Annotated in this window: 20 protein-coding genes; 8 read left to right on the top strand and 12 right to left on the bottom strand. The window is 70.6% G+C overall.

The window, feature by feature from the left end:
- Window positions 1-22: 22 nt before the first annotated feature.
- The 7 genes from ABFJ78_RS08825 to ABFJ78_RS08795 all read right to left on the bottom strand — a co-directional run bounded on the left by ABFJ78_RS08825 (window position 23) and on the right by ABFJ78_RS08795 (window position 7,326).
- Window positions 23-1,648, bottom strand: a complete 1,626-nt coding sequence (locus tag ABFJ78_RS08825; protein WP_436385301.1) for a peptide ABC transporter substrate-binding protein — start codon at window positions 1,646-1,648, stop codon at window positions 23-25.
- A gap of 329 nt (window positions 1,649-1,977) precedes the next feature.
- A complete protein-coding gene (locus ABFJ78_RS08820) occupies window positions 1,978-2,931 on the bottom strand; it encodes a Ppx/GppA phosphatase family protein (protein WP_436385300.1) in 954 nt (317 codons plus the stop codon).
- 9 nt (window positions 2,932-2,940) lie between these two features.
- Entirely contained in the window at window positions 2,941-4,116 is a 1,176-nt protein-coding gene (locus ABFJ78_RS08815; RefSeq protein WP_436385299.1) for a lytic transglycosylase domain-containing protein, read from the bottom strand.
- Window positions 4,117-4,257: 141 nt separating this feature from the next.
- The gene (locus ABFJ78_RS08810; RefSeq protein WP_436385298.1) at window positions 4,258-4,767 is read right to left on the bottom strand and encodes a DUF501 domain-containing protein; all 510 of its coding nucleotides are present in this window, start codon (window positions 4,765-4,767) and stop codon (window positions 4,258-4,260) included.
- Window positions 4,768-4,901: 134 nt separating this feature from the next.
- Complete coding sequence (locus ABFJ78_RS08805; RefSeq protein ID WP_364452528.1) at window positions 4,902-5,264, bottom strand: FtsB family cell division protein; 363 nt, start codon at window positions 5,262-5,264, stop codon at window positions 4,902-4,904.
- 253 nt (window positions 5,265-5,517) lie between these two features.
- Window positions 5,518-6,804 carry a phosphopyruvate hydratase gene (gene eno / locus ABFJ78_RS08800; RefSeq protein ID WP_086865093.1) on the bottom strand — a complete coding sequence of 429 codons (1,287 nt, stop codon included), beginning with the start codon at window positions 6,802-6,804 and terminating at the stop codon, window positions 5,518-5,520.
- Between the two features lie 60 nt (window positions 6,805-6,864).
- Complete coding sequence (locus ABFJ78_RS08795; RefSeq protein WP_436385297.1) at window positions 6,865-7,326, bottom strand: VOC family protein; 462 nt, start codon at window positions 7,324-7,326, stop codon at window positions 6,865-6,867.
- Window positions 7,327-7,397: 71 nt separating this feature from the next.
- Between ABFJ78_RS08795 and ABFJ78_RS08790 the strand changes: the two genes are divergently transcribed.
- Window positions 7,398-7,802, top strand: coding sequence for a tetratricopeptide repeat protein (locus ABFJ78_RS08790; RefSeq protein WP_436385296.1), 405 nt, complete (start codon window positions 7,398-7,400; stop codon window positions 7,800-7,802).
- A gap of 216 nt (window positions 7,803-8,018) precedes the next feature.
- On the opposite strand, the gene ABFJ78_RS08785 is transcribed toward ABFJ78_RS08790, so the two are convergent.
- Window positions 8,019-8,765, bottom strand: coding sequence for a lytic murein transglycosylase (locus tag ABFJ78_RS08785; protein ID WP_436385426.1), 747 nt, complete (start codon window positions 8,763-8,765; stop codon window positions 8,019-8,021).
- Window positions 8,766-9,132: 367 nt separating this feature from the next.
- Here ABFJ78_RS08785 and efeU point away from each other — a divergent pair, with 367 nt between their 5' ends.
- From efeU to ABFJ78_RS08765, 4 genes are read left to right on the top strand one after another with little or no spacing between them, the layout of a single operon-like run.
- Window positions 9,133-9,978: an iron uptake transporter permease EfeU gene (gene efeU, locus ABFJ78_RS08780; protein WP_436385295.1), complete on the top strand. Its 846-nt coding sequence runs from the start codon at window positions 9,133-9,135 to the stop codon at window positions 9,976-9,978.
- Window positions 9,975-11,120: an iron uptake system protein EfeO gene (gene efeO / locus ABFJ78_RS08775; RefSeq protein WP_436385294.1), complete on the top strand. Its 1,146-nt coding sequence runs from the start codon at window positions 9,975-9,977 to the stop codon at window positions 11,118-11,120. The genes efeU and efeO overlap by 4 nt, the downstream gene beginning before the upstream one ends.
- Complete coding sequence (efeB, locus tag ABFJ78_RS08770) at window positions 11,117-12,373, top strand: iron uptake transporter deferrochelatase/peroxidase subunit (RefSeq protein ID WP_436385293.1); 1,257 nt, start codon at window positions 11,117-11,119, stop codon at window positions 12,371-12,373. The genes efeO and efeB overlap by 4 nt, the downstream gene beginning before the upstream one ends.
- Before the next feature lie 37 nt (window positions 12,374-12,410).
- Complete coding sequence (locus ABFJ78_RS08765) at window positions 12,411-12,848, top strand: VOC family protein (RefSeq protein ID WP_436385292.1); 438 nt, start codon at window positions 12,411-12,413, stop codon at window positions 12,846-12,848.
- Window positions 12,849-12,854: 6 nt separating this feature from the next.
- Here ABFJ78_RS08765 and ABFJ78_RS08760 read toward each other — a convergent pair whose 3' ends face one another.
- A complete protein-coding gene (locus ABFJ78_RS08760; RefSeq protein ID WP_436385291.1) occupies window positions 12,855-13,067 on the bottom strand; it encodes a KTSC domain-containing protein in 213 nt (70 codons plus the stop codon).
- 64 nt (window positions 13,068-13,131) lie between these two features.
- Between ABFJ78_RS08760 and ABFJ78_RS08755 the strand changes: the two genes are divergently transcribed.
- From ABFJ78_RS08755 to ABFJ78_RS08745, 3 genes are read left to right on the top strand one after another with little or no spacing between them, the layout of a single operon-like run.
- Window positions 13,132-13,701 carry a TetR/AcrR family transcriptional regulator gene (locus tag ABFJ78_RS08755; RefSeq protein WP_436385290.1) on the top strand — a complete coding sequence of 190 codons (570 nt, stop codon included), beginning with the start codon at window positions 13,132-13,134 and terminating at the stop codon, window positions 13,699-13,701.
- A complete protein-coding gene (locus tag ABFJ78_RS08750) occupies window positions 13,698-14,762 on the top strand; it encodes a GDSL-type esterase/lipase family protein (RefSeq protein WP_436385289.1) in 1,065 nt (354 codons plus the stop codon). Before ABFJ78_RS08755 ends, ABFJ78_RS08750 begins: the two co-directional genes overlap by 4 nt.
- Window positions 14,763-14,779: 17 nt before the next feature.
- Window positions 14,780-15,190, top strand: coding sequence for a PPOX class F420-dependent oxidoreductase (locus ABFJ78_RS08745; protein ID WP_436385288.1), 411 nt, complete (start codon window positions 14,780-14,782; stop codon window positions 15,188-15,190).
- Between the two features lie 46 nt (window positions 15,191-15,236).
- On the opposite strand, the gene ABFJ78_RS08740 is transcribed toward ABFJ78_RS08745, so the two are convergent.
- The 3 genes from ABFJ78_RS08740 to ABFJ78_RS08730 are packed head-to-tail and all read right to left on the bottom strand — an operon-like array spanning window position 15,237 to window position 17,943.
- Window positions 15,237-15,800: a hypothetical protein gene (locus tag ABFJ78_RS08740; protein WP_436385287.1), complete on the bottom strand. Its 564-nt coding sequence runs from the start codon at window positions 15,798-15,800 to the stop codon at window positions 15,237-15,239.
- On the bottom strand, window positions 15,797-17,155 hold the full coding sequence (locus ABFJ78_RS08735; protein WP_436385286.1) for a hypothetical protein: 1,359 nt from the start codon (window positions 17,153-17,155) through the stop codon (window positions 15,797-15,799). Before ABFJ78_RS08735 ends, ABFJ78_RS08740 begins: the two co-directional genes overlap by 4 nt.
- Window positions 17,155-17,943 carry an ABC transporter ATP-binding protein gene (locus tag ABFJ78_RS08730; RefSeq protein ID WP_436385285.1) on the bottom strand — a complete coding sequence of 263 codons (789 nt, stop codon included), beginning with the start codon at window positions 17,941-17,943 and terminating at the stop codon, window positions 17,155-17,157. The genes ABFJ78_RS08735 and ABFJ78_RS08730 overlap by 1 nt, the downstream gene beginning before the upstream one ends.
- Window positions 17,944-17,947 lie beyond the last annotated feature (4 nt).

Genomic DNA, 17,947 nt, shown 5'->3' with positions numbered 1-17,947 from the left:
GTTGCGGCAGATCAGCGCGTCACTACTTCTTCAGGACCTCGATGGACGGGTAGTCCGGCATGCGCCGGAAGTCCAGCGCCGCCGACTTGAGGTTCTTCGACTTCGCCGCGACGCCCTTCTCGTCCCAGACCGGGATCGTCGGGAGGTCCTGCGCGATCAGGTCCTCGGCCTGCTGGTACAGCTTGACCGCGGCGTCCTTGTCGGCGGTGCCGTCCGCCTGCGCGAGGAGCGCGTCGACCTTCGGGTTCGAGTACGTCGAGTCGTTCGAGGACCCGCCGGTCTTGTAGAGCGGGTTGAGGAAGTCCTCGATGGACGGGTAGTCCGCCGACCAGTCCGAGCGGCCCATGCCGGTCAGCTTGTGCCCGGTCACGATGCTGCGCCACTGGCCGAAGTCGGTCGCGGGCACGAAGTCGCACTCGACGCCGAGGGTGTTCTTGATGCTGTTGCAGGCCGCGACCAGCGGTTCCTTGCGGCCACCGTCCGCGTTGGACGCGATGGTCAGCTTGCCCGTGAACCCGGACTTCTGGAACGCCTCCTTCGCCGCCGCGGGGTCGTACTTGCAGAACTTGCACACGCCGGGACGCGCGCCGGGGATGCCCTGCGAGATGTAGCCGTCCGCCGGCACGTAGGTGTCGTTCATGACGGTCTTGGTGATCTGCGCGCGGTCGATCGACATCGAGATGGCCTTGCGCAGTTCGAGGTTGTTGTAACCCGGCACGTAGTACGGGATGGCGATGGTGCTGATGCCGAGCAGGTGGCCGGTGACGAGCCGGTCGCCGAGGTCGGACTTGTACTTGCCGCCCGCGACCGCCGACGGCGGCAGCGCCTCCATGAAGTCGAGCCGCCCGCTCAGGAGGTCCTGGTAGGCGGTCTCCTGGCTCGAGTAGATCTTGATGTCGAGGTCCTTGAAGTGGACCTTGTCGTCACCCTTGTAGTCGTCGTTGCGGGTGAGCTTGATGTCCTGGTTCGGCGTCCGCGAGACGAACTTCATCGGGCCGTTGCCGATGGGGTGCTGCTCGAAGCCCTTGGGGTCCTTGAAGAACGCGTCGGGCAGCGGCGCGAACGCCTGGTAGCCGACCTTGATGTCGAACACGGAGAACGGCGCGTCCAGGGTGACCTGGAACTCGTAGTCGCCCTTCTGCACCAGGCCGGACATCTTGTCCGTGGCCGGCTTGGCGTTCTCGTCGGCGGGGTGGACGTCCTTGTACCCCTGGATGTTCGAGAAGAAGTCGGTGTTGAGCTGGCCGTTCGGGGCGTAGGCGCCGTAGTTCCAGGCGTCGATGAAGTTGTGCGCCTTCACCTCGGTGCCGTCGTGGAACTTCCAGCCCTGCTTGATCTTGATGTCGTAGACCTTGGAGTCGGTCGTGGTGATCGAGTCGGCCATCAGGTTGAACGGCTTGGCGTCCGCGCCCTTGAAGCCGACGAGCGTGGCGAACATGACCTGGATCGCCTTGGTGCCGCCGAGGTCGTTGATGTTCGTCGGGACCAGCGCGTTCTGCGGTTCGGTGCCGTAGACGCTGACCGCGCCGTCCGGGTTTGTCTCGCCGGCTCCCGCGGAACTGCCCGACCCGCCACCGCACGCGGCGAGCACGAGTGCCAGCGAAGTCATCACCACCGTGGGTCCCCAGAGCCTGCGCGAACGACGCATGATCCCCTCCATATCCGGTGTGTCCGAAAGGTGAGACGCACGCTATCGGGGCCGATGAAGCTGATCACAGGACTGCGGTGTTGCAAATGTGTGACGGTCGTCGGGACCACCTGGTTGGAGCACAACCAACGTAGGAATCCGGATACTCCGGACGGCCTAGCGTGGACAGGTGGTCATCACGCGCTCACCCACGGTTCCCTTGTGGCACAAGTCTTTTGGGGTGGCCGAACGGTCGGTCAGGCACTTCACGCCCCGCCGGATGACATGAAAGGGTCGTTCATGTCATCCGGCGACATGAACGACCCTTTCATGACGTGGGTGGCGGCCGATCAGGCCAGGGAGAGGGCGATGCCGTCGAGGATGTCGTGCTCGCTGACCACCAGTTCGGTCGGGCCGCCGCGCGCCGCCAGTTGCTCGGCCAGGGTCTGGACCACCACCGCGCCGCCGCCGATCACGTCGACCCGGCCCGGGTGGATCACCGGGTTGGCCGCTCGCTGCGCGTGGTTCTCCGACAGCAGCCGCGACGCCAGCCGGTCGATGTCCGCCGGGCTCAAAGTGGACAGGTGGACGCGCTCGCTGTCGTACTCCGGCAGTCCCAGCGCGATCGCCGACAGCGTCGTCACCGTGCCCGCGACGCCCACCCACGTCTTCGCGCGGGCGACGTCGACCACGTCGAACGCCTCGGTCAGCACCTTGCCCGCCAGGTCGCGGGCGGTGGCGATCTCGTCCGCGGCCGGCGGGTCGCTCTTCAGCGCGCGCTCGGTGATGCGGACGCAGCCGATGTCGACCGACTTCGCGGCGAGCACCTCGGCCTGGCGGCCGTCCCACGTGCCGAGGACCAGCTCGGTCGAGCCGCCGCCGACGTCGGCCACCACGAACGGGCCGTCGTCCGGGTCCTGCTCGCCCACCGCGCCGGTGAAGGACAGCCGCGCCTCCTCGTCGCCGGTGATCACCTCGGCCTCGACGCCCAGCGTCTCGCGGGTCATGCGGAAGAAGTCGTCGCGGTTCTTCGCGTCGCGGGTCGCGGACGTGGCGACCATCCGCACCTTCTCGACGCCCTTGCGCCGCGCGGCGATCGTGTAGTCGGCGAGCGCGGCCCGGGTGCGTTCGATGGCTTCGGGAGCCAGCTGCCCGGTGGCGTCGACGCCCTGGCCGAGCCGGACGATCCGCATCTCGCGGTGCAGGTCGCGCAGGTCGACCGTGCCGTCGTGGCGCGGCGTCAGCTCGGCGACGAGCAGGCGGATGGAGTTGGTCCCACAGTCGATCGCGGCAACACGAGGCATGCGATCACCCTAACCGGCGGGTGGCGGCCCCACGGTCGTGGTCGTCGTGGTCGTGGTCACCGAGGTGATCGTGGCGCCGCACGTCGGGGACGGGGTCGTGGTCGGCGGCTCCGGGCTGCTGACCGAGGTCGGCGGAGTCGTCTCCTGCGGCGGGGTGGTCGTCGTGCTGATCACCGTGGTCGTGGTGGGTGTCGTCGTCGGCGGCTTCGTACACGAGGCCGGCGGCGTGGTCTTCGGCGTCGTCGTGCCCGGGGTGGTCGGCGTCGTCGTGGGGACCGGCGGAGTCGTCGTCGGGACCGGCGGGGGCGGGATCGCCGGCGGCGCGGGCAGGGCCGCCGCGTTCGGCGCGCCGATCGGCACGGTGCTGTCCGGCACCTGCATGATCCCGTTGCGGTAGGCCTCGGCCCAGAGGATCACGGTGTTCACGTACGTGTCGGAGTTGTTGTACCGGTAGATCGCGCCGCGCAGCTGGTCCGGGTTCGCCAGGTCGAAGCCGCCCGAGCAGAGGTAACGCCCGGTCGCCAGGGCCGCGTCGAAGATGTTGTTGGGGTCGGACTTGCCGTCGCCGTTGCCGTCGGACGCGTAGCCCTTCCACGTCGCCGGGATGAACTGCGTCGGGCCGACCGCGCGGTCCCAGACCGGGTCCGTGTCGAGCTCGCCGTGGTCGGTGTCCGGGATCGCGGCGAACCCGCCCTGGCCGTTGAGCTGGGGGCCGAGGATCGGTTCGCGGGTGGTGCCGGCCGCGTCGACGTACCCGCCGCGCGCGTGGTTGGACTCGATCCGGCCGATGCTGGCGATCAGGGCCCAGTCGATGTGGCACGCGGGCAGCTCGCGGCCGAGGACGTCCGCGGCGTTCTTGTAGGCGGCGAGCGCGGTGGCCGGGATGCCGAGGGGACCGTCGGGGAGCTCGTACGCCGGGAGCGGCAGCGGGGTGGGCGCGCCGGGAAGGGTGCCGTCGACGGCGATCTGCTGGAGGGCGGCGTTGCCGGGGTCGTAGCCCTGGCCGAGGGCGGCGTCGCGGGTGTGGTCACCGGTACCGCCGAGCCAGCCGAGGGTGCCGCCACCGGCCGCCACCGCGGGGAGCACCGCGAAGATGCCGGTGATCAGGGGGAACGCGGTGCGGTGGCGGAGCCCGAATCTTCGGGCGTGACTCCCGACTGCGTCAGGCAGCCGCCGCACGCGCATGTCTCAGAGCCCTCCTGGCCGGATCGGTCGCCCCGCTCGGGAGACAGCCTGCCGTACCCGACGCGAGGTTTCACCCCTTCGAGAGAACCGAATGGGGTTTTCGCTCACCCAGACCAGTTATCTGTTCACGACGCGCGAGCGTTACGCGGCGCAATCCCCCGAGGGCCACCCGTTCGCCTTAAGGAGCTCCAGCGTCTCGTCACCGAACGGGTTCACGCCGGGACCGACCGCGAGCGCGTGGGCGACGTGCACGTGCAGGCACTTGACCCGGCCGGGCATGCCCCCGGCGGTGACCTGGTGGCCGAGCGGCTCGATGGCGTCGCGCTCGGCGAGGTAGGTCTCGTGGCAGCGCTGGTACCGCGCGGCCAGCTCGGGATCGGTGGTGAGCCGCTCGGTCATCTCCTTCATCAGCCCGGAGGCTTCGATGGTGCCGATCATCGAGTTCAGCTTGGGGCAGGTCAGGTAGTAGAGCGTCGGGAACGGCGTGCCGTTCTCCAGCCGCGGACTGGTCTGCACCACGGAGGGGTGCCCGCCCGGGCACCGCGCGGCAACGGCCCGCAGCGCCCGCGGCGGCCGCCCGAGCTGCTCCGCGATGATCTCGCGGTCGGCTTCGGTGACGGGCTCGTACCGGTGCTGCTGCGTGCTGTTCACGCGCTCAAGGTTAGAGCGTGCGGCTCATCACCCCGCCCGCGCCCCGAGCCCGCTCGCCACCCGGATGTCATGAATGACTCATTCATGTCGCCTGACGACATGAATGAGTCATTCACGTCATCTCGACCCGGGCTTCAGCCGCCGGAGACCTGGTTCCAGAGGTTCTCGTACCACGAGCCCGCCGCGGCCGGCTGCTGTCCCTGCTGGGGCGCCGCGTCCGGGGCCTTGTCCTCGGGCAGCTGGACGATGTACGGCGTCTCGCCCGGCTTGACGTACCGCAGCCGCCGCCGGGCCTCCGCCTCGATCTGCGCCGGGTCGCTCAGCTCCGCCTTGCGGCCCTGGAGCTGGGCGACCGTCTGCTGCAGCTGCGCCTGCTGCGCCTGCTGCTCGCGGATCTCGGTCCGCTGGGCGAGGTACGTGCGCAGGGGCACGGCGATGGTGAACGCCAGCGCGCACACCACGATCGCCACCACCGCCGCGCGGCGGGTGGTGGACATGCCGAGCACCTTCGCCGCACCGGACGCGCGCTTCGCCGCCAGGCTCCGGCGCAACCGGGCCCGGGTGGTGTCCGCGTCGCCGGTGCGGCGGCGCGCCGCGGTCGTGCCGTCGGCGGTCCGGGGTGGCCGGGAGCCCGGGCTCCCCGCGCGCGCGGCTTCGGGCCGGCGGGCTCGCGAAGCCCCACCGGCCCGTGCGGCCCCGCCGCTGCCGCGACGTCCGCGCGTCGTCCTCCCCCGGTCCGCCATCGCGGGCTCAGCCCTCGGCGCTGAACCGCGGGAAGGCCAGCTCGCCGGCGTACCGGGCGGCGTCACCGAGGGTCTCCTCGATGCGCAGCAGCTGGTTGTACTTGGCGATCCGCTCGCCGCGGGCCGGGGCACCGGTCTTGATCTGGCCGACGCCGGTGGCGACCGCCAGGTCCGCGATGAACGTGTCCTCGGTCTCGCCGGAGCGGTGGCTCATCATCGACTTGTAGCCGAACGACGTGGCCAGCGAGATCGCGTCGAGCGTCTCCGACAGCGTGCCGATCTGGTTGACCTTCACCAGCAGCGCGTTGGCGGCGCGGCGGGTGATGCCCTCCTCGAGGCGGTCCGGGTTGGTGACGAACAGGTCGTCGCCGACGATCTGGACCTTCTCGCCGACCTCGGCGGTCAGGGTGACCCAGCCGTCCCAGTCGTCCTCGCTCAGCGGGTCCTCGATGGACACGAGCGGGTAGTCGCGCAGCAGTTCGGCGTAGTAGGCCGACATCTGCTCCGCGCTCTTCTTGCTGCCTTCGAAGGTGTACGCGCCGTCGGCGAAGAACTCCGTCGCGGCGACGTCGAGGGCGAGCGCGACGTCGCGGCCCGGGGTGTAGCCGGCCTTCTCGATGGCCTGCAGGATCAGGTCGAGCGCCTCGCGGTTGTTCGCCAGGTTCGGCGCGAAGCCGCCTTCGTCGCCGAGACCGGTCGAGAGGCCGCGGCCCTTGAGCACCGACTTCAGCGAGTGGTAGACCTCGGCGCCCCAGCGCAGGGCCTCGCGGAAGGTCTCCGCGCCGATCGGCGCGATCATGAACTCCTGGACGTCGACGTTGCTGTCCGCGTGCGAACCGCCGTTGAGGATGTTCAGCATCGGGACCGGCAGCACGTGCGCGTTCGGGCCGCCCAGGTAGCGGAACAGCTCCAGCTCGGCCGACTCCGCGGCGGCCTTCGCGACGGCCAGCGAGACGCCGAGGATGGCGTTCGCGCCGAGGCGGGACTTCGCCGGCGTGCCGTCGAGGTCGACCAGCTTCTGGTCGACGATCCGCTGGTCGACGGCCTCGATGCCGACCATCTCCGGACCGATCTCGTCGAGCACCGCGGCGACCGCGCGCTCGACGCCCTTGCCGTTGTAGCGGCCCGTGTCGCCGTCCCGCAGCTCGACCGCTTCGTGCTCACCGGTCGACGCACCCGACGGGACCGCGGCCCGCGCCAGCGTGCCGTCGTCGAGGGCCACCTCCACCTCGACCGTCGGGTTGCCACGCGAGTCCAGAATCTCGCGCGCGCCTACCTGCTCGATGAGAGCCACGCCATGCTCCTCGGTGCGTCGTGCCTGCGGTAACGCTGCCAGCCTAGCCGTCGTGGCTGTTCACCCGTTGGAGGACTCACCGCCCGCGCGGACGGCCTGCCAGCCCGGCGGCAGTTCGACGGTCTCGGACGTCTGCTGCCAGAACGTCCAGCTGTTGCCCCCGAGATCGGCGACGGTGAACACGCGGGCGCCGTAGGGCTGGTCCTGCGGCGGGTCGAGCTCGCCCTCGTCGCCGAGGGCCGTCCCGACCCGTTCGTACACATCGTCGACATCGTCGACGTAGAGGATGTTGAGCTGGCCGACCGGTCCGTCGACGCCCTTGGCCTGCCAGTAGTCCGGGCCGACGCCGGCGATCTGGATCCGCGCTTCGCCCGCGCGCAGCGCCGCCTGGAAGACCTCACCGGCGCCGTCGCAGAACCGGACTTCCTCGGTGAACCCGAAGACCCTGGTCAGCCAGGCGAGCGCCGCGGTGGCATCGGCGTAATACAGGTAGGGCGCCAGGCCCCGGTACGGGCTGCTCATGGCGGCACAGTCCATCACGTCCCGATCGGCGGCGTGTGCAACCCCCTCTTCCGAGGTAACGTGGGATGACCATGACGGACGCCGCAGCTGCTTCGCAGCCTCCCGAGGAGTCGCGGTTCCATGCCTTCCGTCAGGCCGAGGACCTGGTGGGCCGCCGCCGTCCGCTGGACGCGCTGAAAGCGTTGCAGCCACTGCTGGAGTCGGAGACGGACAAGCCGTCGGTGCACCTCCTCGCCGGGCGCGCGTACTTCCACTCCGCGCAGCTGCGCCGCGCCGAACAGGCGTTCACGCGGGTGCTGGAGCTGGATCCGACCGACCACTACGCCCGGTTCATCCTGGGCCGGACCCTGCAGCGCCTCGGCCGGTTCGTCGAAGCGCTCGCCCAGATGCGGATGGCGTCGGCGATGAACCCGGTGCCCGAGTACCTCGAGGCGATCAGCGAGGTCAAGGCGCACATCGCGTTGCGCGACTCCTGAGCTGCCAGGGCCGAACGGCCTGGGCGGCCTCGGACTTTCGGCCGATCAACGCGGGCCCCTCGGCCGATCCGCGCGACCCCCGTGAGCGGCGAAGCTGGTTCCAGACCGAACGAGGGAGGAACCGGAAATGTCGATCTTCGCCACCCTGGGCGCCTACGCCGGATTGCTGCTGCTGGTCCTGATGGCCGTCACACCGTTCTTCGCCGACCGCGAGCTCTAAGGCGCGACACTCGCTTCCGCGTAGGCATCCGCCGCGCTGAACACGTCCTGGCCGTACGCGACGGCCTGGTTGTAGAACAGGATCGCCCGCCACCAGCCGGCCGGCGTGCCGAGGTCGTCGCCGCCCGAGCACAGGTAGCGCGCCGCCGTGAAGGCCGCGTCGTCGACGTTCTGCGGGTCCGGCGCGCCGCCGTCGCCGTTGGCCCGCTCCTGGTACTTCTTCCACGTCGACGGCAGGAACTGCAGCGGGCCGATCGCGTGGTCCCACGACTTGTCGCCGTCGAGCTTCCCGCCGTCGGTGTCGTGCACCGCCGGGACGCCCGGCGAGCCGTCCAGCGGCGGCCCGACCACCGGCTTGACGACGCGGCCGTTCGCCGCGACCGCCGCGAGGTCGAAGTCCCCGCGCTCGGTCTCCACCCGGCCGATGCCGGCGAGGGTCGCCCATGACAGGTGGCACGTCGGCTTCTGCCGCTGCATCCACATCTCCGCCCGGCCATACGCGGCGAGCACGCGCGCCGGGAGGTGTGTCTTGTCCGCGACGCGCGTCGCCCACGCGTCGAGCTCGGCCTGGTCGGACACCGCGGGCCGGTCGACGGGCGCGGCGAGCCCGGCGCGCGGCGACTCGGCGCCGGGCTGCGGGCGCTGCTCCGGGATGGCCAGCGCCGGCTGGACCGGCGGCGGCGCGGCGGGCGCGTCCGGGTTCCGGACACCGATGGTGACGACGAGGATCACGCCGGTGAGCACCAGCCCGAGCGCGAGGGCGATCCGGCCGACGTACCGCCTGGGCGGGCCGCCCGGAGGCGACGACGAAGGCGTGACGGTCGGCTGAGCGGTATCGGCCACCCGATCAGGTTACGGAGCCACTCAAGAGGGTCGCCCGGAAGCCTGACCAGGCAAGCGGATGGTTAAAACAGGCCCACTGCCAGCGACGTCACAGAATTCGTTATCGAGTCGACGCGCAGGCCCCTGACCTGCGGTTACCCTAACCTAACTTCGAAGCGATGTCCTGTTTGTCCGATTGCATCGTTTCGAGCCGCCGCCGGACCGCTGGACTTACAGGTGAGCCTTACCTAAAACCATCTCGGAAGCAGAAACTCAGGGAGGCGGACCGGTGTTGTTCTCGAGCGCGCTGATCGGGCTGCGCGAAGGCCTGGAAGCCGCGCTGGTCGTCAGCATCCTGGTGGCCTTCCTGGTCAAGACCGACCGGCGCCACGCGCTGCGCTGGGTGTGGCCGGGCGTCGGCGCCGCGGTGCTGCTGTCGGTCGCCGTCGGCGCGATCCTGACCTACACGACCGCCCAGCTCTCGTTCGAGCACCAGGAACTGCTCGGCGGCAGCCTCTCGATCGTCGCGGTCGTGTTCGTCACCGCGATGATCTTCTGGATGCGCAAGGCGTCGAAGAGCATCGCCGCCGAGCTGCGCGGGAAGATGGACGAGGCGCTGGACGTCGGCCCGCTGGCCGTCCTGCTGCTGTCGTTCCTCGCCGTCGGGCGCGAGGGCCTCGAGACCGCGGTGTTCTTCTACTCCGCCGTCCAGACCGCGCAGTCGAACACCGTGCAGCCGCTGATCGGCTTCGCCATCGGCATCGCCGCCGCCGTCGTGCTCGCCTGGCTGCTCTACAAGGGCGCCGTCCGGTTCAACCTGGGCAAGTTCTTCACGATCACCGGCGTCCTGCTCGTGTTCGTCGCCGCGGGCGTGCTCGGCTACGGCCTGCACGACCTGCAGGAGGCCGCCTTCCTGCCGGGCATCGGCACGCTCGCGTTCGACGCGTCGGCCACGCTGCCCGAAACCTCCTGGTACGGCGCCCTGCTCAAGGGCATCTTCAACTACTCGCAGCAGACGACCGTGCTGCAGGCCGTCGCGTGGGTCGCCTACGTCGTCATCGTGCTCCCCCTGTTCCTCAAGCCCAGCAAGAAGACCGCGCCGGCGCCCGCCGCCGCGGCCGCCTCGAAGGAGTGACCGTGCGCAAGACCCCCTCGCTGGCCGTACTGGCCGGCGCCGCCGTCCTGGTGACGCTGGCCGCCTGCGACAGCAAGAGCGACACCGCCGGTGCCCCGGCGGACGGCGGCCCGATCAAGGTCTCGGCGTCCGACACCGCGTGCGAGGTCTCCGCCACGACGGCCAACGCGGGCAACGTCACCTTCGAGATCACCAACAAGGGCAGCAAGGTCACCGAGTTCTACCTCTACGCCGAGGGCGACCGGATCATGGGCGAGGTCGAGAACATCGCGCCCGGCCTGAACCGGCGGCTGATCGTCGAGGTCGCCGACGCGGGCAAGTACCAGACGGCGTGCAAGCCGGGCATGGCCGGCAACGGCATCCGCGGCGACTTCACCGTAACCGGCGGCGCGCCCAAGCAGAACGACGCGAACGCGCAGAAGGCCCAGGCGACCAAGAGCTACAACGACTACATCGCGAACAACACCGCCGCCCTCGAAGAGGAGACGGCCAAGTTCGTCGACCTCGTCAAGGGCGGCAAGGTCGACGAGGCGAAGGCCGCGTACGCGCGCACCCGCGTCTACTACGAGCGCATCGAGCCGGTGGCCGAGAAGTTCGGCGACCTGGACCCGGCGATCGACGTCCGCGAGGCCGACCTCGAGCCGGGCCAGCAGTTCACCGGCTTCCACCGGCTGGAGAAGGACCTGTTCAAGACCGGCCTGCAGCCCGACAGCCCGCAGATCGCGGACAAGCTGCTGACCGACGTCAAGGACCTCGTCGCGAAGACGAAGACGCTGGAGCTGACCGCGCTCGACCTCGCGAACGGCGCGAAGGGCCTGCTCGACGAGGTCGCGACCGGCAAGATCACCGGCGAGGAGGAGACCTTCTCGCACACCGACCTCTGGGACTTCCAGGCCAATGTGGACGGTTCGAAGGGCGCGATCACCTCGCTGCGGCCGGTCCTGCAGGCGAAGGACCCGGCCTTGGTGTCCACTTTGGACAAGGAGTTCGCGAACGTCCAGGGCCTGCTCGACAAGCAGCGCGCGGGTGACGGCTTCAAGCTCTACACGGATCTTTCCCAGGACCAGGTCAAGGAGTTCGCTTCGGCGGTCGACGCGCTGAGCGAGCCGCTGAGCAAGGTTGCGGAGGTCGTGTCGAAGTGACGTCGGCGGAGGGCACGCGGGTTTCGCGGCGGAAGCTGTTCGGCCTGGCGGGCGCGGGGGTCGCGCTCGCCGGGGCGGGGGCCGCCGCCGGGATCGGGATCGACAAGGCGACGGGCAGCGCCGAGGCGGCGGTGAACACCGTCGCGTTCGACGGGGAACACCAGGCCGGCATCGTGACGCCGACCCAGGCGAACCTGCACTTCGCGGCCCTCGACGTCATCACGAAGGACCGTGAGAAGCTGCGGCAGCTGCTGAAGACGTGGACTGACGCCGCCCGCCGGATGACGGCGGGCCAGGAGGTCGTGGCGAACGGCGCGGTCGGCGGCGGCGAGTACGCCCCGCCCGGCGACACCGGCGAGGCGCTCGACCTGCCCGCGTCGAACCTGACGCTGACCATCGGCTTCGGGCCGTCGCTGTTCGACGGCCGGTTCGGCCTGGCGGGCAAGCGGCCGCCGCAGCTGATCGACCTGCCGCTGTTCCCGAAGGACAAGCTCGACCCGGCCCGCAGCGGCGGCGACCTGTGCATCCAGGCCTGCGCGGACGACCCGCAGGTGGCGGTGCACGCGGTCCGCAACCTGGTGCGGCTCGGCTTCGGCGTCACCGAGGTCCGCTGGTCGCAGCTCGGGTTCGGCCGCAGCTCGTCGACGTCGCGGGCGCAGGCGACGCCGCGGAACCTGTTCGGCTTCAAGGACGGCACGAACAACATCAAGTCCGAGGACACGGACTTCCTGCGCGACCAGGTGTGGGCCGACGCCGGCGACGGCCAGGCCTGGATGGCCGGCGGCTCGTACCTGGTGGCGCGCCGGATCCGGATGCACATCGAGACGTGGGACCGCGAAACCCTCGACGGCCAGCAGCAGATCGTCGGTCGCACGAAGGGCACCGGCGCGCCGCTGGGCCAGACCGCGGAGTTCGACGAGCTGGACCTCGACGTCGGCGGCGCGGGCGGCGAGAAGGTCATCCCGGAGGACGCGCACGTCCGGCTCGCCTCGCACCAGGCGCTGAACGGCGTACGGATCCTGCGCCGGGGCTACAACTTCGTCGACGGTTCCGACGGCGTCGGGCACCTCGAGGCGGGGCTGTTCTTCTTGGCGTTCAACCGGGACACGCGCAAGCAGTACGTGCCGATGCAGCAGGCGCTGTCCTCGAAGGACGCGATGATGGAGTACGTCCAGCACACGGGTTCGGCGCATTTCGCCGTGCCGCCGGGTGTCTCGAAGACCGGTTATTGGGGCGAAGGGCTCTTCGCCTAGCGCCCTTCACGTCGACGTCGTCGATAGCATGCCCCGCATGGCCATCAAACTTGAGAACGTCGGCATCGCCGTTCGCGACCTCGAAGCGACGATCGCCTTCTTCACCGACCTGGGGCTCACGGTTGTCGGCCGTGAGACGGTCAGTGGTGAGTGGACCGACACCGCCGTCGGCCTCGACGGCAACCACGCCAAGATCGCGATGCTCCAGACGCCGGACGGTCACGGCCGCGTCGAGCTCTTCGAGTACATCCACCCTGAAGCGATCGAGTCGGAGCCCACTCGTCCGAACGAGATCGGCATGCACCGCGTCGGCTTCTCCGTCGACGACCTCGACGAAGCTCTCGAGATCGCCGCAAAGCACGGCTGCCATCCGCTTCGCGGCGTGGCGACGTACGAGGACATCTACCGGCTCACGTACGTCCGCGGCCCCAGCGGCATCATCGTGATGCTCGCCGAGGAGCTGAAGAAGAACTGATCGGCGCTAGTCCACCTGTTCGGTCGGGTACTTGTCGCGGATACGCGTGTTGAAGAACCGCCCGAGACTCGACGACGCCATCAATTCGCGGTGCACGGACTCCGGCACCAGCCGGTACCGGTAGACGCTCTCGTTCACGAACTCGATCTCCAGGAGGTGCTCCTCCCGGTCGTAGCCGATCGACGCGATCGTCGACGAGCTGACGGCGTGGCGGCGCATGTCACCCATTATCACCTTGCCTAAAGCCTTTAGGTAGATCTATGTTGGCTTTAGGAGGTGGCTGATGGTACGCGTCGGGTTGACGACCGAACGGCTGGTGCGCGCGGGCGCCGAGCTGGCCGACGAGCTCGGGTTCGACCAGGTGACGCCGTCGGAGCTGGCGCGCCGGTTCGACGTCAAGGTGGCCAGCCTGTATTCGCACGTCAAGAACGCGCACGACCTGCGGACGCGGATCGCGCTGCTGGCGCTGGAAGAGCTCGCCGACCGGGCCGCGTCGGCGCTGGCCGGCCGGTCCGGGCGGGACGCGCTGATCGCGTTCGCCGACGTCCACCGCGACTACGCCCGGGCGCACCCTGGCCGGTTCGCGGCGGCGCAGCTGCGGCTCGACGCGGAGACCGCGGCGGCGAGCGCGGGCGTGCGGCACGCGGAGCTGATGCGCGCGATCCTGCGCGGCTACGACCTGACCGGGCCGGACCAGACGCACGCCGTCCGGTTGCTGGGCAGCTTCGTCCGCGGGTTCGTCGCCCTCGAAGCCGACGGCGGCTTCGACCACAGCCCGCCCGCGGCGCCCGAGAGCTGGACGCGCCTCCTCGACGTCCTCGATTCCCTTCTCCGTGATTGGCCACGCTCATGATCACCACCCCGTTGTCCGCGGACTTGATCCGCGGCGCTCTCGAACTCGAAGAGACCCCGCGCGGCCTGGTCCCGCACCGGCTGCCGGCCCGCGCGCGGGCGCAGAACACCGACCCGCGGCTCGCGATGGCCGAGGCGCAACCAGCGGGCGTCCGCCTGCGGTTCCGCACGACGGCTCGCGTGATCGAACTCGACACGCTGCCGACGAAGGTCGAGTACCCGGGCGCGCCGCCGCGCCCGGACGGCGTCTACGACCTGCTGGTCGACGGCAAGCTCGCCGCCCAGGCGACCGCGCCCGCCGGCGTGCGGTTCGCGGACCTGCCCGGGCACGACAAGGACGTCGAGCTCTGGTTGCCGCACAACGAACTGACGACGCTGGTCGCGTTGCGCACGGACGCGCCGGTTTCGCCCGCGCCCCGCGCCGGCCGCGTGTGGCTGCACCACGGCAGTTCGATCAGCCAGGGCTCGAACGCGGCGAGCCCGTCGGCGACGTGGACCGCGCTGGCCGCGCTTTCGGCCGGGGTCGAGCTGGTCAACCTGGGCTTCAGCGGCAACGCGCTGCTGGACCCGTTCACCGCCCGCGCGCTGCGCGACACCCCGGCGGACGTGGTCAGCGTGAAGCTCGGCATCAACGTCGTCAACGCGGACGTGATGCGGCTGCGCGCGTTCGGCCCGGCGGTCCACGGGTTCCTGGACACGATCCGCGAAGGTCATCCGTCGGCGCCGCTGCTGGTCGTCTCGCCGTTGTACTGCCCGATCCACGAGCAGACACCGGGTCCCGGCGACTTCGACCACGCGGCGCTGGCGTCGGGAGTCGTACGCTTCCGGGCGACCGGCTCCCCGGAACCCGGGAAGCTGACCCTGGAGGTGATCCGCGAGGCGCTGGCGGAGATCGTCGCCCAGCGTTCCGACCCGGCTTTGCATTACGTGGACGGGCTGTCGTTGTACGGGCCCGCCGACTACGCCGAGTTCCCGCTGCCGGACGAGCTGCACCCGGACGGTGCCGCCCACGAACGGATCGCTTCGCGGTTCACGCCGTTGCTTGACTTCAACCTCCCTTGAAGTTGAAGGCTGGTGGCATGTTCACCGAAGCAGAGCTCGAGTACCTCGACGCCCAGCCGCTGGGCCGGCTGGCGACCCAGCAGCCGAACGGAACCCTGCAGGTCAACCCGGTCGGGTTCCGGTACAACCCGGACGAGAAGGCCATCGACGTCACGGGTCACAACCTGAGCGGCAGCAAGAAGTTCCGCAACGTCCGCGAGAACGGCCGGGTGGCGTTCGTGGTCGACGACCTGCCCTCGACGAACCCGTGGCGCGTGCGGTGCCTGGAGATCCGCGGCCACGCGGAGGCGCTGACGGGGGTCGGCGTCGGCGACGACCACTTCGACGACGCCGTGATCCGCATCCACCCGAAGCGCATCATCGCCCTCGGGGTCGAGGACTGGGACCGGGAGCCGCTGGAGCTGGAAGCGAACATCCGCAACGTGTGACGCCGGGCCGCCACGGGGTAGCTGGGGGTTCCCGTGGCGGCCCGCGTCAACGGCGGCCGCCCCTCGCGGTGTAGGCCGCCGTGCCCGCGACGGCCAGGGTCACCGCCGTCCAGGTGGCCGCCGGCACCCCCGCCGGCTGCACCATCCACGCCACGACACGGCTCGTCGTCGTACCGTCGTTCTGGACGAAAGGCGTGATACCCGCCCAAACCAGCGGAAGCGTCCACCCGTACTGGCCGCCCGCGACCGTCGCCGCCAGACCGGCCAACCCCAGCAACCCCGCCGCGTCACGCACGATGATCGACATGTCGACAGTGACCGACCCCAGCTGCTGGACCGCCAGCACCGCGCCCCCGGCCGCCACGCCGATCAACGCCAGGTGCGCGAACCGGCGGACCGGCCACGGCAGCGCCGCGGTGCGGTCGAGGTCCGGGTCCTGGCCGCTGAGCCCGATCGCCGCCACCGCGATGCCCGCCGTCAGCGTCAGCATGACCGGGATCGACGACCACGAGTCGCGCGCCAGGAACCATACGCCCGCCGTCGCGGCCGGCAGCGCGGTGAACGCGGCCGGGACCTGCCGCGAACGCGCGTAGAGCGTCACCCATCTCATCGCCGGTACCCCGGCACCAGCGTGTCGAGCGGGTCACCTTGGCAGGTCAGGAGCGCCTGGCGCAGAGCGACGACCCGCGCGAAACGCACCTCCGCCGGCAGCGCGCGGAACTTCGCCCACGCACCCTCGATCGGACCGGATTGGCGGCCGATCCACTTCGCGCTGTACTCGGGCAACAGCTTCAGCTCGCCGGTGAAGTACGCCGCCGCGATCATGCGGGCGCCCGTGTCGGCCACGTCGCCGTAGCTCGGCGGCAGGCACGTGGGCAGCCCGGCCCCGGCCAGCACCGCGAGCCGCAGGTCGTTCGCGTCCGCCGTGAGCAGGTCTTCGTTCAGCTGGAAGTCGAGGTGGACGACGCCGGCATCGCGAGCAGGCGCGGTGGCGAAGGAGTCCGGCGCCACCTGCTCTTCGATCCGGGTGGGCGCGCCGGGCAGCTTCGCCAGCATGGCCAGCGCTTCCCGGCCCGGCGCGGCCAACGCGGCCAGCCTGTCCTCGTGTGCCCGGCTGACGCAGATCGGCCCGTCACAAACCTTCTGCGCGGCAACGCCGTCGGGGACCAGGAGCCCGTCGGCGGACACCGGGAAGACCGGCAAGGCGATCGCGGCCCCGGCCACCACCGGGATGAGGCCGAGGAGCCGGGCCCGCACGGAGTTCGCCGCCAGCAGCAGGAATCCCGTCACGGCCAGCCCCGCGAACCACGCCGCCTGCCCGAGGTCCACCGAACCCGCCGTCGTCACCAGGACGCCCCGCGGTTGCCCGAGGGTCGGCGCCAGCAACCCGAAGCGGCTGTACGGCATCGACAGCACGGCCCCTTCGAGCGACGTCCAGGCCAGGATCGACACCACCAGCGTCAGCACGGCCAGCGCGGGCGCGGTCAGCGGGTGCGGCAGCAACCGCCCGGCCGCCAGGCCCACCCAGCTCCCCGCCACGACGGCGAGCAGGCCGACGAGGACGACCGGCAGGAAGCTCGCGGACACGAACCCGTCGTGCCCGAGCACCTCCACCAGGCCGACGCCGAACACCAGCAGGTACCCGAGCGCGCTCAACGCCCCCACCGCGCCCGCCAGCCGGACCGCCCGGTGCCAGCCCGGCCGGGACGTCGTGGCCAGCAGCTCGACCATGCCGGAACGGCTGTCGCGCATGCCCTGGATCGCCCCGGCGCCGACGGCGATCGGCCACAGGAACACCAGCAGGAACCGCAGCCACAGCGCGGTGGTCGTCGTGTGCGCCATCCACGGCGCCGGCACCTTCCACCACGGCCCGGACAGCAGGAACAGGAAGCCGAGCGCCACCACGAGCAGCGCGAGCCCGGCCCAGGGCGCGATCGAGCGCCGCAGTTCGGTGCGCAGGATCATCACCACGCCCCCTTGCCCGGCCGGTGGTCCAGCAATGCCGAGTAGCCACGTTCGATCGGGCTGTCCCCGACGTGCTCCGCGGTGCCGGCCGCGGCCAGCTCGTCCGGCGTCCCCTGGAACACCAGCTTGCCCTCGGCGAACAGGACGACGTCCGAGCACGCCGTCCCGACGTCCTCGACCAGGTGCGTCGAAATCAGCACGCAGGAGTCCTGGCCGAGCTCCTGCACCAGGTCGCGGAACCGCACGCGCTGGGCCGGGTCGAGCCCGGCGGTCGGCTCGTCCAGCAGCAGGATGTCGGGGTCGTTGACGATCGCCTGCGCGATCCCGACCCGCCGGACCATGCCGCCCGACAGCGTCTTCATCCGGTCGTCCGCGCGGTCGGCGAGCCCGACCCGGTCGATCGCGCGCTGCACCGCGCCGGGGATGTCCTCTTTGGACATCTCCTTGAGCCACGCGATGTACTCGACGAACTCCCGGACGGTGAACCGCTTGTAGAACCCGAAGTCCTGCGGCAGGTAGCCGATCCGCCGGCGCAACGCGCGCTGCCCCTGCCCGCCGAGCAACGTCAGCGTGCCCGACGCCGGGCGCAGCACCGTCGCCAGCGCGCGGATCAGCGTCGTCTTGCCCGCGCCGTTGGGCCCGAGCAAGCCGTGCACCCCCTTGCCGAGCGACAGGTCCAGCCCGTCGACGGCCATCTTCTTGCGGCCGACCCGCACCTTCAGCCCTTCGGCCTGGACTTCCCAGGCGTAGGCCGTTGGCGCGACCTCCGCGGCCCCGACAGCACGCATGGTC

Origin of the sequence: Amycolatopsis sp. MEPSY49 (genome assembly GCF_051337345.1) — a bacterium.
Lineage (GTDB): Bacteria > Actinomycetota > Actinomycetes > Mycobacteriales > Pseudonocardiaceae > Amycolatopsis.
This window is presented reverse-complemented; position numbering and strand designations above follow the sequence as displayed.

Coding starts and splice junctions, on each gene's coding strand:
- ABFJ78_RS08825 (WP_436385301.1), bottom strand. CDS start 1,648: ATGCGTCGTTCGCGCAGGCTCTGGGGACCCACGGTGGTGATGACTTCG.
- ABFJ78_RS08820 (WP_436385300.1), bottom strand. CDS start 2,931: ATGCCTCGTGTTGCCGCGATCGACTGTGGGACCAACTCCATCCGCCTG.
- ABFJ78_RS08815 (WP_436385299.1), bottom strand. CDS start 4,116: ATGCGCGTGCGGCGGCTGCCTGACGCAGTCGGGAGTCACGCCCGAAGA.
- ABFJ78_RS08805 (WP_364452528.1), bottom strand. CDS start 5,264: ATGTCCACCACCCGCCGCGCGGCGGTGGTGGCGATCGTGGTGTGCGCG.
- ABFJ78_RS08795 (WP_436385297.1), bottom strand. CDS start 7,326: ATGAGCAGCCCGTACCGGGGCCTGGCGCCCTACCTGTATTACGCCGAT.
- ABFJ78_RS08790 (WP_436385296.1), top strand. CDS start 7,398: ATGACGGACGCCGCAGCTGCTTCGCAGCCTCCCGAGGAGTCGCGGTTC.
- ABFJ78_RS08765 (WP_436385292.1), top strand. CDS start 12,411: ATGGCCATCAAACTTGAGAACGTCGGCATCGCCGTTCGCGACCTCGAA.
- ABFJ78_RS08760 (WP_436385291.1), bottom strand. CDS start 13,067: ATGCGCCGCCACGCCGTCAGCTCGTCGACGATCGCGTCGATCGGCTAC.
- ABFJ78_RS08755 (WP_436385290.1), top strand. CDS start 13,132: ATGGTACGCGTCGGGTTGACGACCGAACGGCTGGTGCGCGCGGGCGCC.
- ABFJ78_RS08750 (WP_436385289.1), top strand. CDS start 13,698: ATGATCACCACCCCGTTGTCCGCGGACTTGATCCGCGGCGCTCTCGAA.
- ABFJ78_RS08745 (WP_436385288.1), top strand. CDS start 14,780: ATGTTCACCGAAGCAGAGCTCGAGTACCTCGACGCCCAGCCGCTGGGC.
- ABFJ78_RS08740 (WP_436385287.1), bottom strand. CDS start 15,800: ATGAGATGGGTGACGCTCTACGCGCGTTCGCGGCAGGTCCCGGCCGCG.
- ABFJ78_RS08735 (WP_436385286.1), bottom strand. CDS start 17,155: ATGATCCTGCGCACCGAACTGCGGCGCTCGATCGCGCCCTGGGCCGGG.
- ABFJ78_RS08730 (WP_436385285.1), bottom strand. CDS start 17,943: ATGCGTGCTGTCGGGGCCGCGGAGGTCGCGCCAACGGCCTACGCCTGG.